The sequence below is a fragment of the Planctomycetia bacterium genome (genome assembly GCA_015200345.1).
Lineage (GTDB): Bacteria > Planctomycetota > Phycisphaerae > UBA1845 > UTPLA1 > PLA3.
Genome location: CP054187.1, coordinates 3,781,715 through 3,794,125 on the forward strand (window position 1 = coordinate 3,781,715; position 12,411 = coordinate 3,794,125).

The following is a 12,411-nucleotide window of genomic DNA, read 5'->3' on the forward strand; positions in this document are numbered from 1 at the left end:
CTGGTGTCTCCGTGGAAATGGGGCCGGGTTGTGTGCGCGGGGCTGGAGCTTGTCATGCGTCTGATTCGATTCCTCGATTGCGACGGAAAGGTGCGTTACGGGCGGCCTGCGGATCCCGAGCGCGCATTTCCCGTGGTGGGTGACATTTATACGGAGTACGAAGTCGCAGATCGACCGATCCCGATCCTGGCGCGGCTTGCGCCGGTGGATCCGCCCAACATCTTCGCGATCGGGCGGAACTACGTTGAGCACGCCAAAGAGATGAGCGCCGAGGTGGAGAAGGAGCCGCTCATTTTTCTGAAGGCGACGACGTCGGTCATTGGTCCGGATGAGCCGATCATCCTGCCGGCGTCGGCCCCGGACGAAGTGGACTTCGAGGCGGAATTGGCCGTCGTCATCGGGCGTCCGGCACGGAATGTGCCGGAGTCGCGGGCGATGGAACATGTGCTGGGATTCACGGCGGCGAACGATGTCACGGCGCGTGATTGTCAGAAACGGCGCGACAAACAATGGGCACGTGGAAAGAGTTTCGACACGTTCTGCCCGCTCGGCCCGGACTTGGTGCCGGCCGGCAGCCTCGACCCCGGTCGGCTGACGGTTCGATCCATTCTGAACGGCCGGGAGATGCAATCCGGCAACACGGGCGACATGATTTTTTCCGTGTCGTTTCTTGTCAGCTATTTGTCACACCAGTTTCGTCTGCTGCCGGGCACGGTGATCCTCACTGGTACGCCGCCGGGCGTCGGTGCTGCGCGGACGCCGCCGGTCTTCCTTCGAGCGGGGGATGTCATCGAGGTGGAGATCGAAGCGATCGGGCGGCTGACGAATCGCGTAGAAGCGGCGTCCACGCCCGCGTCCCATATCGCTTGACGGACTCGCCCAGAATTGAACTGTTCGGACGCATGAGCCGATAGGCCCATGCCATGAGCCATGATCCGATCAATGCCGCTGCGCGCCAATTCCAGCGCCATGCGACGCAGTATCGCGCGCGAATCGAACCGCATCCCGATCAGGCCGAGCAGTTTCGATTGAGTTATTCCGGATTCTCGGACGATCTGGCGGTTGTCGACGTGAGCGCCGGCGGCCTTGCGTTGCACGCTTGTTTCTTCGTGCCGCGCAATCTGCGCCTGGCTGTCACCATTCTCGAACTGAAGACGGCGGATGGCAGGCAGTTGGGCGATATCACGGTGCGCGCGGTGGTGCGGCGCTGCGTGCTCGTGGATTACAAACCTACGTACCAGGTCGGCCTGCAATTCATCGATCCGACTGGCACAGACGAAAAGATGTTCGTCCAGGTGGCGACGGATGCGGGCGCGATCACGTCGGCCGGGCGTCTGGAGGCAGCCGGTGTTCGTTAACGCCAACGATGAATTGCGCGATCAACTTCTGCGCGAGGGCGTGCTTCCTCCCGCGGATGTGGAGGCTGCCTACAAACAAGCGGAGGAGGTCGGTCTCGATCTGGAGATCGTGCTTCGCAAGTCGCACCGACTGTCGGATACGCATCTGACGGCCCTGCGAGCGTTGCGGCAGGGCGTGACCTATTGCAACATCGGGGACTTTCTTCCTGCGCTGTCGAACGCGGCGCTGGTCAGCGAGGAGCTGGCGCGGCGCCATGTCATGTTTCCGTTGTTTCAATGCGACGGCGTCATCACGCTCGGGATCAAGGACCCCAACGACCTGACGGCGATCGACCAGGTGCGGCGGCTGACGCGGCAGGAGGTGGACGTTGTCCTCGCGGGTGAGACCGAGCTGCTCGGTCTCATTGAGCGGGCCTATGGTACAAGCCGCTACATCGAGGAAACATCTGTTGCCGATTCGTTGACTGAATTGTCGGATGCTGCGGCGCTGGAGGACAACCAGCCAGTCATCCGTCTCGTCGAGAATCTCATCAACGAAGCGGTTCGGCAGGGTGCATCGGATATCCACATCGAGCCGACTGAACACGAATTGCGCATTCGCGTGCGCGTTGACGGTGTGTTGCGGGAGATCGCGGCACCGCCGCTGGCACTTCACCGCGCTCTGGTCTCGCGGATCAAGGTCATCGCCAAGCTGGATATCTCCAAGACCCGCACGCCGCAGGATGGTGCGTTTCACCATCGAAACGTCGAACACGAAGTCGTGATCCGCGTATCGATCCTGCCGTCGGTGTTCGGCGAGGCGGTGGTGCTTCGTATTCTGCGCAACGAGTCGGACTCGGTGACGCTGAACGACCTGGGCATGCCGCAACGGGTGTTGAATCGATTCCGTGCGGTGATCTCGAATGCGCACGGGATGATACTGGTGTCCGGTCCGACCGGTTCGGGCAAGTCCACCACGCTGTACGCCGGGATCAAGAGCATCGTCTGCCCGCAGAAGAACATCATCGCGATCGAAGACCCGGTGGAATACCGCAACAGTCGCATTCGCCAGGTGCAGGTGAACACCGAGGCGGACTTGACGTTTGCCAACGGCCTGCGATCGGTGCTTCGTCAGGATCCGGACGTGATCATGGTCGGTGAGATTCGTGATCGCGAGACCGCGCAGATCGCGGTGCAGGCGGCGCTGACCGGTCACTTGCTCTTGAGCACGGTTCATACGAACGACTCGATCAGCGCGATCGCGCGGCTTCGAGACCTGGGTGTTCCGGAATATCTGATTTCTTCGTCGTTGCTGGCCGTGTTGGCGCAGCGGCTGTGTCGGCGGGTGTGCCCGGAATGCAAAGCGCCGGAAAGCCCGCCGGAGTTCCTGTTGCGGGCGATCGGTCTGGAGTCGGCCGAGCAGTTGGATTTTGAGCCGATGCGTGGCAAGGGATGTCGCCGCTGCGTGGGAAGCGGTTACGTTGGCCGCGTCGGCCTGTATGAGCTGTTCGAGCTGAATGAGACGTTCTCGGAAATGGTTGTGCGTGGCGAGAGCAGCGAGGCGATTCGCGCTGCCGCGCGGGCCGCGGGCATGCAGTTCATGGTGCAGGACGGGGTCGAGAAAGTCCGAGCAGGCCTCACGACGGTCGAGGAAGTCGCGCGCGTCGCCGGTCGTGCCTAGAACCGATTTCAAAACTCCTCTCCCGCTTGGGGGAGAGGTCGGGTGAGGGGGAAATGTGGTTCAAACGAAATGATTCACCCTCGCCCCAACCCGCTCCCTGGAAGGGAGAGGGAGTATTGAAACAGCTTGTAGGGTGATCCGTGCCCGCTGGGAGCGGGAACGGGGCGAGCGTGCCGCGATTGAGGGTTTGACGGAGCAGCCAGCATGCCGGAATACGAAGTTCAATTCGCCGACGCCAATGGGCGAATCGGTATCCAGCGCCTGGAAGCGGTGTCGGAGCGTGCGGCGGTGGCGCAACTGGAGAGCGCCGGCAAGACGCCGATCAGCGTCGCGCCGGCGGCAGGCAGCAAGCATCGCGCCTCGAGCGGCGCGGCCGAGCAAGGCACGATGCGACTAGGTCGCATGGGTGGCGGCCGGGGAACGCGTCGCGCGGTGCTGGACTTCACGCATCAATTGGCGGCGGTGGTGGAGAGCGGTATCCCCATTATCAGCGGTTTGAAAGCGGTCGGCGAACAGACCGGGCATCCGCAGCTTCGATCGGCGATTGCGCGGATCGCCGGACGGATCGAAGGCGGACGCACACTGGCGGATGCGCTGGATGCCGAGCCGACGTTTTTCCCGCCGATTTATGTCAAGACTGTGGCAGCAGGCGAGGTGGCGGGAAAGGTCCCGGAGGTGCTGCTGGCGCTCGCGCGTTATCAGGAGCAGGAGCAGGAGACACGCGGACAGATCAAGAGCGCGCTGTTGTATCCTGCCTTGGTTGTGGCGGCATTGGTTCTGGCGACGGCCATGATGCTGGTGTTCGTGGTGCCGCAATTCGCCACGATGTTTGAGAAGTTTAACGGAAAGCTCCCGTTGCCCACGCGGATTCTGCTGGCCGCGAGCGGCGCGGTGACGCATCACTACTTCTGGGTGATGGCCGGCTTTGTCGGTTTGTATGTTCTGATTCGTCGCATGATGAAACTTTCGTTCGTGCGGGCGTTTCTTGACGAGCGCCTGCTTCGACTTCCGGTGTTCGGCAACCTCCTGCTGGGTGTCTACATGGTGCGGTTCATTGAACTGCTCGATCTGCTTATGCGTGCGGCGCTGCCGATTACCCAATCGCTTCGTGTGACGGCCGACAGCATGACGAATGCGTCCCTGAAGCGCGATGTACGTGCGATGATGCGCGACGTGGAAGGCGGTCGCTCACTGACCGAGGCCTTCTCGCAGGCCCGGTGGCTGACGCCGCTGGTAAAGCGGATGCTGGCCATCGGCGAGCAGGCCGGCCGAACCGACCAGATCTTCTCGTACCTTAAAAAGTATTATGCGACCCAGACCGCGCGAAGCGTGAAGCTATTATCGACCCTTGTCGAGCCGATCCTGGTCACCGGGCTGGCTAGCGTGGTTCTTTTCTTTGCGCTGGCCATCTTTTTGCCGATGTGGAAGTTGCTCAAGATCGTCGGAACGGCCTAGGGCCTCCGGCGGGCGTGGTGCACGTAAGCGGCCGGGCAAGGCCGCCTGAAAAAAGCCTGAAAGGAGTTCGTTCGATGTTCCAGAAGTCTCATGTTCGTGGTCGACGCGGTTTCACGCTGATCGAGCTGGTCACGGTCATTGTCATCCTCGGCATTCTCTCCGCCGTCGCGCTGCCCGTGTACCTCGACTATCGCAACGATGCCAAGACCGCAGCCTGCAAAGGCTCGCTCGGCGCGATGCGCGCGGCCGTTGCGAACTTCTACGCCAAGTCCGCGGTTGGCGGCGGTACACCGGCGTATCCGACGATCACGCAGTTGAATACGGTCGGGACCGTGCTGATCGACACGGTGCCGGATAATCCGTTTGACGGCGACAGCACGAAGAACAACATTGTGGACGGCACCGGTGTGACCAAGGGCACTGTAACCGGCACGTCGGGCGGATGGTGCTACAACCCGACCAACGGCCAGGTCTGGGCCAACACGAATACGTCGGGTGTCGGAGAAAACTCGTTCTAAGCAGACAGTCACGACGGACGCTTTCCGGGGGGAAAGGTCTCTTGTGAGAAACAAGGCCTCGGCCGACTCCCGGCCGGGGCCTTTTTTATGCTCGATGAATCACGAGTCGGAAAAGTCCGCGTTCGAAGGAGACACGATGACGCGTCCACGAAAAGCCGGGGCATTTACCGTCGTGGAACTCGTCACGGTCGTTGTGATTCTTGGAGTTCTTTCGCTCGCGTCGGCCGGGCCGGTGCTGACGTACCTGACGACGGTGCGCGGCGGGGCGGTGGCATCGCGCCTGGCGTCCGACGTGCGATTCATGCAGCGGCTGGCGCTTAGCTCCGGGCTTCGCACCTGGATCGTGTTCAACACGTCGGCGCAAACCTATCAACTCTATTGCGAAGATCGCAACAACCCGGGCAAGGCGAGCCGCGTCGCCGTCAGCCATCCCGTGGATCAAACCACGTCCGCGGTGATGCTCAACACCGGCCCCTTTGCCGGCGTGACGATGACCTCGGTGAACATCAACGGCGCGGCCGAGCTGGAATTTGACAGCTTCGGCCAGCCGTACGACTCGATGAGCGCGGCCCTGACAACCGCGGGTCAGGTTGTCTTGTCGAGCGGTGGAACCGTTGTCGTGCATCCGGTGACGGGATTGGTGGAAATCCAATGATCACGATGCCTCTTCGACAGCGCGGCGCGACGGTCATCGAGCTGGCCATTTGCATGGTCATTCTGGGCATCGCGCTGCCGCCGCTTGTGGGGGCGTTTGCCGATGCTTCGCGCCAATCGATGGAGCCTGCGGCGAACACGGTCGCGGGTTTTCTGGCGATTGAGCGGATGGAACAGATGGTTGCACGTCGCTATCGCGGCACCGACGGATACGCACAGATTACGGAGGCGAATTTTCCGGCCGAATCTCCTGTTTCGGGCTTTGCGGGCTTTTCACGCAGTGTGACCGTTTCGCTCGTGGATTCAAACCTCGCATTGGTGGGAACGGATCAGGGTTACAAGAAGGTGCGCGTGACGGTGACGTGGCAGGGTGGCGAGCGATCGCTGGTGATCGAGCGCGTCTTTGCGGAGTTCGTGCCATGAATCGGCGAATCCCTTCACGGATGAACTCACGAAGAAGCCGGGGCGCGGGCGGTCCAACGGTGCGCCGCGGTTACACGCTAATTGAGCTGATTGTATGCATCGCCGTCGGCGTGATCATCAGCGGATCGGCCGGCATGATTCTTTGGAATGCGTCGTCCCAGCGCGTGGAACTGTCGGCGCGGGCCGAATTGCACGAAATCGCCGCGGCGGCCATGGAGAAGATCGTGCGGCATGTGCGGGAAGTGGAACAGGACGAGTGCCCCGGCAATCCGACGCCCTGCCTGCTCGGCAACGCGCAGGTCTCGACGGCCGCGTTGACGGAGTTGCGATTCGGGAGCAATGGTATTCGCCAGACCGGTTCCACCATCGAGATGACGATCGACAACGGCACCAGCTGGCACGTGCTGGTGCGCGATGTTTCGAGTTTTGCGCTGGCCTACACAAATCGCCTTGGTTCGGTGATGACTTCGCTTCCGCTGTCACAGTCCGATCGCGAGGACATCCGACAGGTTCAGATCACGGTGGGCCTGACGCGTGGAGGGCAGACCGCCAACGTCCGCACGACCGTGTATCTCCGCAACTTCATGAACGAGGTGATGAGTGACCCATAACCGATGCAAAAGGAATGGAATGCCGCGGCGCGGAGTCGCCATTCTGGGCTTCGTGACGGCGATGCTTGTCCTGGGCAGCCTCACGCTGTGGGTGTTCCAGTTGACCGGCACGTCGAATCACGCTTCCACGGGCTATTTTTATAGCACCGCCGCGTTTTATGCGGCGGAGGGAGGCATCGAGATGGCATTAGCGGAACTGAACGCATCGCCTCCCACGGATATCGACAGCGACGGCACGATTGGGACGATATCAGACAACGGAAACGATTCGGACGATCCGACGCTGGCGACCGGAAGGGTCGTTGTAACGCGGATCGGATTGAGTCCGGCGATGTATCGCGCGACCGGCCGGCCTGTCACAGGCCAGGCGCCGTGGAGCGGTTTTCGCCGGGTGTTGGAAGTGCAGACGCAGTGAAGCCCAGAGCTTGCCGCGTGTGTGGCAGTCAGGGATTGGAGCCGACGGTTGCAGGGAGCGACGACAAGGATGTCATCCGGTAAACAACTGCTGATTTTCCAGGTTCTACCTGATGAACTTCGCCTGGTCGCGGCGCAGGTCGAGGCGGGGCGCGTACGTCTGAAGAGCCCCGCTTGCTTTTTGACCGGCGTACGAAGCGGCGATATCACCGCATTGACCGATCAGACGGTACTGGACAACGTCAGGGCGCATGTTTCGGCGCAAGGCTGGATCGGGCGGGATGCGCTCGTGCTGGTCGGCGGCGCGAACGTGGCATGTCAGTATTTTGACATGCCTCCGCTGGAAGAGTCGGCGTTGCGTCAGGCCGCGCAGCTAAAGCTCGCGCAGCAGGTTCACTTCGACTTGAATCAGGCCGTCGTCTCGGTGCAGCCGCTGTCGCGCGTGTTCGGCGCGGATGCGGTTGCGCGTCGAAAGGCGAAAGAAACTGCCGGCTCTGATTCGAAAGCGGTCCCGATTGAAGTGGTCGCGGCGCACGGCGACGTCTGCAACGCGGCGTTGACAGCGATCGATCGGACGGGATTGGTCGTTCGGAGCATTTCGGCGTTGCCGGCGGTCTTCGCCGCGCTGGCCCGGCGTTGCATCAATGCGGACGCCGGAATCCATGCCGCGCTGTACGTCGATGAACGCGTCAGTCTGCTGTGTGTTCAAGTCGAAGGCGTCGCGTGCGTCTCCACGGAACTGCCTTTTGGAGCGGCGGATCTCACGGCTGCCCTCATGCGGCCGATCATCACGGGTACGGAAGTACTACAGCTGGACGAAGCCAAGGCAGCGGCGCTCCGCGACAGCGTGGGAATCCCGAAGGCGGAAGAGACGATTGGTTCGCTCGGCGTGACGGGGGAGAAGCTGGTTCCGCTGTTGGAGCCGGTGTTGCAGAAGCTCGGCAAGCAGTTGACGCAGTGGTTGACGTTCGCCGCGACGCAGGCGGGCGGCCGGCGCGTCGAGACGCTGTGCCTGGTCGGGCCGGGCGCGGGGATCGCCGGACTGGCCGATGCGATCGCGGCGCGCCTGAAGGTGCCCGTTCGCGTAGTGCCATGGGGGCGGCAGCAGTCAGAGGTGGATCCGGTTGATGCGGAGCATGCAGTCGAAGCATACGGTCTCGCAGTCGCGGCAGCACTGTCCGGTGACGCGCTTCCGGACCTGCTTCCGAGAGCGGTGCGGCGCGAGCGTCGCATGGCGAAGACGCGGCGCTGGATCACGCTCTGTGCGTCGAGCGCGGCGGCGATGCTGGCGCTCGCGGCCGTCATGCTGCACCGCCTGGACGAGTCCGTCGCGTTGAGACTGGAGCGGCATCGCAGCGAGCTGGCAGAGGCGGCGGGCCTTCTCGACGTGAATCGAAGGTGTTCGGCTCAATCAAGTCGAAACGAACAGATCCAATCGCAGATGAATGATTTCGCGCGGGCGAATCCGACGTGGACAGGCCTGTTCAAGGAGTTGTCCAATCTTCTGCCACCCGAGCTGATGGCCACGCAGTATGAATCGCGCACCACAAACGGGTTGCTTACGCTGTCGATCATCGCCAACGTCCACACCCCGCCAGGCGGGCGCAGTTTTGATGAGATTGTCTCCGCGACGCTGCAAGTCCTGCAAGGAAGCGCATTCTTCTCGCGGGTCAATCTCGAGTCCGCCAATCGCGGGCCGCAGGCGAACGATCCCGATGCCGTGGGAACGCTCACCATTGTTCTGGATCTCAACTATCCCCGACTGCAAGCGAGGGCCTGACCCATGAAGACGAGTCTGCAGGTGATTCGCGAATGGATGGTGCCGGGCACGGCGGTTGCGGCGATGTGCGTTTCGGCGGTGTGCGCGGTGATCGCTTACTCCGACGCCGGGTCAACGCTCAAGCAGTTTCACCGCGTGGGCGTTTTTCTGACGGATGTCGCCGCACGCGCGGTCGCAGGCACGATGACGCCGCAGCAGGTCAAGGCGATGGAGACGGAGTCGCTTGATCTGGAGCAGCGCTTGCAGGATTTGCGCAAGCCGGGCTTGTTTCAAGCGCAACTCGTTGACGCCGCCGGCGCGGCGAAGTTACGCGTTCGGGAGATTCGTCCCCAGCCTTCACAGAATGAGCCTGGAAGGCCGGTGACCGCGCCCGATGCAGTCGTTGCGCCGGTGTATCGCATTTTGGTTGAGGGCAGTTACCGGGAGATCGCCGCGTTCATGGATGACGTCAAGCGGCAGCGATTGCCCGCGCGGGTTCTTGGCTTTCGGATCCTGGCCGTCGTGCGCGAGGACCATTCGGATGCGATCGGCTTGCCGGCCGAGATTGATATTGAGGCCTATCAGCCGCCTGCCCCCGCGCCGTCACCGGAGGTGAAGCCGTGATGGACGCGCGCAAGAAAAAAGTTCTGACGGTGCTGGTGATAGGCTCGGTGATCCTGATCTGGCGCGTCTACGCACTCATTACGACCTACGGCCCGGCGGCTGTTCAGGCACAAGGGAGCGCTGCTGATGCGGGACTTACGAGCAACGGTGCCGTGGCGCTCGCGTCGAGTTGGCTGGAGCTGCCTCCCGAGCAGGCACAGGCGCAACGAGCAGTGGAGAACCAGCCTTGGGGACGCGATCCGTTTCTTGTCCTGGTCCGACGTGCTGAACCCAATGAGCAGAAGAAAGACACGGCTCCATCCGCCGCGGCGCAGCAACCCGATCCCCCGCAAGTCAACAAGTTTCGCGGCGTCTCACGCAGCGGAGATCGCTGGCTGGCGGCAATTGATGGCCGGATTTACCGCGTGGGCGACGCATTCGACGGTCGCCTCACCATCACCGAGATCACGTCCAATTCCGTCACGATGACCCAGGCGGGATGGGCGTTCACGTTTACCTTGGGGAGCCAAAGCCCCACGATTCGCCAACCGACGGAGCAGCCATGAAGCAGACCATTGCATGGAATCTGATGCTCGTTTTAGCGATCGCAAGCCGAGGCGTCGTGCCCAGCGTTGCGGACGAACCGGTTCCCGCGACCCAGGCTGCGGCACGCGGAGCCTCCGGGACGATCACCTTGAATATTGACAAAGGCGAAATCGGCGACGCGCTGCGGCTCGTCGCGGAGCAGGGCGGGTTGAATCTGGTGGTCGGCCCCGAAGTCAAGGGGGAGGTGTCGGTCTATCTGGCGAACGCGAAGCTGGAGACCGCATTGCGTGCGATCGCGGTCAACAACGGGTTTGCCTACAGCGTGGAAGAGGGCGTCATTACGGTATCGAAGCCGCCGGAGCGCCTGCCTGAATCGGCGTTGCCGCCGCCGCCGCTGGTCACGCGGGTGTTTACGCTTCGCTCAATGGACGCCGAGCGCGTGCGCGATGCGCTGGAGTACGCATTGACCAAGTACGGCAAGATGAAGGTGTTGAATGAGAACAGCAATCCGGGCTACGGATCGCAGCGGCTGACGAATCTGGCGGGAGATTTCCAGCAGCAACAGAATCAGGGCGGCGCCGGCGGGACCGCGCAGGGTGGGGCGTTCGGCGGCGCGGGCAACGGCGGCGTGCAAACGTCGTTAAGCGGCGCGCCGGGTCAGGGCATGATGGGCGCGGGTTATCCGCGGAACGCCGCCAAGCTCGTGGTGACGGACGTCGCGGAGAACGTGGATCGGATCGCCGAACTCGTTGCGGACCTGGATCGCCTGCCGCCGCAGGTGTTGATCGAGGCGCGCATCGTCGAGATGAGCGTGGTCCTCCAGCGGCAGCTCGGCATCGATTGGGACGTCAACGTACTGGCCAACGGGCCGATTCTGAATCATGAGTTGCCGCTCGATTGGCGCGCCGGGTTCGCCTCCGGTTCGCAGGTTCGTCGCAATGCCAGTGGTACGGCACAGTCCACGGCAGGGCTGGCCCTGGGCAGCGTGGATTTCTCCCGCCTGACCGCGCTGCTTCGGATTCACCAGAGCGACAACGCCGTTCGTTTGCTCGCCAATCCGCGTCTGCTGGTTTACAACAACCACAGCGCCAGCATCCTCGTCGGCGAGCGCTACCCGATCCTCCAAGCCAACATCACCGACTTCGGGACGGTCACCGAGGCTTTTGACACCTACATCCCCGTGGGGGTCCAGCTCGAAGTCACGCCGACCATCATGATGGACGGCAGCATCAGCATTCTCGTGCACCCCGCGACCAGCTCGCTGGGCGACGACGTGGTCGGGACGACCGGCCTGCGCGTGGCTCGAATCCTGACGCGTGAAATTGATACGCGTGTCATCATGCAGGACGGCGACACGATCGTGCTGGGCGGCCTGATCAGCGATCGCAAGACGCGCAACGTTCAGAAGATTCCGGGGCTGGGTGATCTGCCGGTGCTGGATGTGTTCTTTCGGCAGGAGAACCCCGGCACCGACCGCGTGGACCTGCTTGTGTTCCTGACAGCCCGGGTGCAGGGTGCGACGGAGATCAACGAGCGCGACCAGCGCGTGTTTGACCTGTATAAACCGCAATTCAAGCAGATTGACCGCATACAGGACGTGCCGGTGCACTTTGAGGTGCCGACGGAGTTCGAGATGCCGCGGCCGATGTTCGGTGATCCGACGAACGTGGCCGATGACGATGCGTTGAATCAGCCTGCACCGGAGACGGAAACGGAAGAATCGAGGGATCGGCCCGCGCCCACGAAGGACCACGGCGGGGAATCGAACGATATGGAGGCCGAAGCGGCCCAGTCTCTGCCCGAAACACCTCGCGTCGTGGCCAATCGGCCGATGAAGCTGGACGAATAGCTCGCTCAAAACGAGGAGGCCAGGTGATGCAGGCATTGAAGCGCGGGTTGTTGGCAATGTGCACCTTTGCGGTGCTCTGGAGCAGCGGCTGTGCCCGGCATGCGCAAAGTGAACCGAAAGCGGCGCGGATGGCGGAAGTCGTTCATGAGGATGAAACCCTGCTGACGCCGGCGCAGCGCGACCAGCGCTATCGGGAGGCATTTGATCAGGGAGTCGCGCTGGTGCGTCGCGCGCAATACGGCCCGGCGCTGGCGGCGTTTGAAGAGGCGCTTCGGCTCAAGCCCGATTCCGTCGATGCGCAATTCAATCTCGCGGCGTGTTACGAAGCCGCGGGGGATCCGCTTCGTGCGATTCATTTGTACAAGGCGTTGATCGCGCAGACACCGAACGACCCGGATTGTTACACGAATCTCGGCACGAGCTACATCAAGATGTTCCATCGCGAAAAGACGCCGTCGTGGCGCGACATGGCGATCGAATCCTGGCGTCGCTCCCTGGCGATCAATCCTCATCAGCCGCACGTCAAGCGGTTCATCGCGACAGCGTCGAAAGGAAGTTGAC

The 12,411-nt window shown here is 62.4% G+C and carries 14 protein-coding genes; all 14 read left to right on the forward strand.

Features of this window, described 5'->3' with window-relative positions; translation table 11 throughout:
* The first annotated feature begins 54 nt into the window (after positions 1-54).
* On the forward strand, positions 55-870 hold the full coding sequence (locus HRU71_15445) for a fumarylacetoacetate hydrolase family protein (protein ID QOJ05042.1): 816 nt from the start codon (positions 55-57) through the stop codon (positions 868-870).
* Between the two features lie 53 nt (positions 871-923).
* Positions 924-1,358: a PilZ domain-containing protein gene (locus HRU71_15450; protein ID QOJ04797.1), complete on the forward strand. Its 435-nt coding sequence runs from the start codon at positions 924-926 to the stop codon at positions 1,356-1,358.
* Positions 1,348-3,018 (forward strand): type II/IV secretion system protein, encoded by a 1,671-nt coding sequence (locus tag HRU71_15455; protein QOJ04798.1) that lies wholly within the window; start codon positions 1,348-1,350, stop codon positions 3,016-3,018. Before HRU71_15450 ends, HRU71_15455 begins: the two co-directional genes overlap by 11 nt.
* 204 nt (positions 3,019-3,222) lie before the next feature.
* Positions 3,223-4,473, forward strand: a complete 1,251-nt coding sequence (locus HRU71_15460; protein ID QOJ04799.1) for a type II secretion system F family protein — start codon at positions 3,223-3,225, stop codon at positions 4,471-4,473.
* A gap of 74 nt (positions 4,474-4,547) precedes the next feature.
* Positions 4,548-4,991, forward strand: a complete 444-nt coding sequence (locus HRU71_15465) for a type II secretion system protein (GenBank protein ID QOJ04800.1) — start codon at positions 4,548-4,550, stop codon at positions 4,989-4,991.
* A 136-nt stretch (positions 4,992-5,127) separates the two neighbouring features.
* Positions 5,128-5,646 (forward strand): hypothetical protein, encoded by a 519-nt coding sequence (locus HRU71_15470; GenBank protein QOJ04801.1) that lies wholly within the window; start codon positions 5,128-5,130, stop codon positions 5,644-5,646.
* Positions 5,643-6,068 carry a hypothetical protein gene (locus HRU71_15475; protein ID QOJ04802.1) on the forward strand — a complete coding sequence of 142 codons (426 nt, stop codon included), beginning with the start codon at positions 5,643-5,645 and terminating at the stop codon, positions 6,066-6,068. Before HRU71_15470 ends, HRU71_15475 begins: the two co-directional genes overlap by 4 nt.
* A 20-nt stretch (positions 6,069-6,088) precedes the next feature.
* On the forward strand, positions 6,089-6,679 hold the full coding sequence (locus tag HRU71_15480; protein ID QOJ04803.1) for a type II secretion system protein: 591 nt from the start codon (positions 6,089-6,091) through the stop codon (positions 6,677-6,679).
* 19 nt (positions 6,680-6,698) lie between these two features.
* Positions 6,699-7,094 (forward strand): hypothetical protein, encoded by a 396-nt coding sequence (locus tag HRU71_15485; protein QOJ04804.1) that lies wholly within the window; start codon positions 6,699-6,701, stop codon positions 7,092-7,094.
* A gap of 69 nt (positions 7,095-7,163) precedes the next feature.
* Positions 7,164-8,873 carry a hypothetical protein gene (locus HRU71_15490; protein ID QOJ04805.1) on the forward strand — a complete coding sequence of 570 codons (1,710 nt, stop codon included), beginning with the start codon at positions 7,164-7,166 and terminating at the stop codon, positions 8,871-8,873.
* Positions 8,874-8,876: 3 nt separating this feature from the next.
* Positions 8,877-9,476 carry a hypothetical protein gene (locus HRU71_15495; protein ID QOJ04806.1) on the forward strand — a complete coding sequence of 200 codons (600 nt, stop codon included), beginning with the start codon at positions 8,877-8,879 and terminating at the stop codon, positions 9,474-9,476.
* Positions 9,473-10,021, forward strand: coding sequence for a hypothetical protein (locus HRU71_15500; protein QOJ04807.1), 549 nt, complete (start codon positions 9,473-9,475; stop codon positions 10,019-10,021). The genes HRU71_15495 and HRU71_15500 overlap by 4 nt, the downstream gene beginning before the upstream one ends.
* Entirely contained in the window at positions 10,018-11,850 is a 1,833-nt protein-coding gene (locus HRU71_15505; GenBank protein QOJ04808.1) for a hypothetical protein, read from the forward strand. Before HRU71_15500 ends, HRU71_15505 begins: the two co-directional genes overlap by 4 nt.
* A gap of 26 nt (positions 11,851-11,876) precedes the next feature.
* Positions 11,877-12,410 (forward strand): tetratricopeptide repeat protein, encoded by a 534-nt coding sequence (locus HRU71_15510; GenBank protein QOJ04809.1) that lies wholly within the window; start codon positions 11,877-11,879, stop codon positions 12,408-12,410.
* Position 12,411 lies beyond the last annotated feature (1 nt).

What these genes read in the sequence shown, in the direction of transcription:
- HRU71_15445 (QOJ05042.1), top strand. Translation starts at nt 55, where the DNA reads ATGCGTCTGATTCGATTCCTCGATTGCGACGGAAAGGTGCGTTACGGG.
- HRU71_15450 (QOJ04797.1), top strand. Translation starts at nt 924, where the DNA reads ATGAGCCATGATCCGATCAATGCCGCTGCGCGCCAATTCCAGCGCCAT.
- HRU71_15460 (QOJ04799.1), top strand. Translation starts at nt 3,223, where the DNA reads ATGCCGGAATACGAAGTTCAATTCGCCGACGCCAATGGGCGAATCGGT.
- HRU71_15465 (QOJ04800.1), top strand. Translation starts at nt 4,548, where the DNA reads ATGTTCCAGAAGTCTCATGTTCGTGGTCGACGCGGTTTCACGCTGATC.
- HRU71_15470 (QOJ04801.1), top strand. Translation starts at nt 5,128, where the DNA reads ATGACGCGTCCACGAAAAGCCGGGGCATTTACCGTCGTGGAACTCGTC.
- HRU71_15475 (QOJ04802.1), top strand. Translation starts at nt 5,643, where the DNA reads ATGATCACGATGCCTCTTCGACAGCGCGGCGCGACGGTCATCGAGCTG.
- HRU71_15480 (QOJ04803.1), top strand. Translation starts at nt 6,089, where the DNA reads ATGAACTCACGAAGAAGCCGGGGCGCGGGCGGTCCAACGGTGCGCCGC.
- HRU71_15485 (QOJ04804.1), top strand. Translation starts at nt 6,699, where the DNA reads ATGCCGCGGCGCGGAGTCGCCATTCTGGGCTTCGTGACGGCGATGCTT.
- HRU71_15490 (QOJ04805.1), top strand. Translation starts at nt 7,164, where the DNA reads ATGTCATCCGGTAAACAACTGCTGATTTTCCAGGTTCTACCTGATGAA.
- HRU71_15495 (QOJ04806.1), top strand. Translation starts at nt 8,877, where the DNA reads ATGAAGACGAGTCTGCAGGTGATTCGCGAATGGATGGTGCCGGGCACG.
- HRU71_15505 (QOJ04808.1), top strand. Translation starts at nt 10,018, where the DNA reads ATGAAGCAGACCATTGCATGGAATCTGATGCTCGTTTTAGCGATCGCA.
- HRU71_15510 (QOJ04809.1), top strand. Translation starts at nt 11,877, where the DNA reads ATGCAGGCATTGAAGCGCGGGTTGTTGGCAATGTGCACCTTTGCGGTG.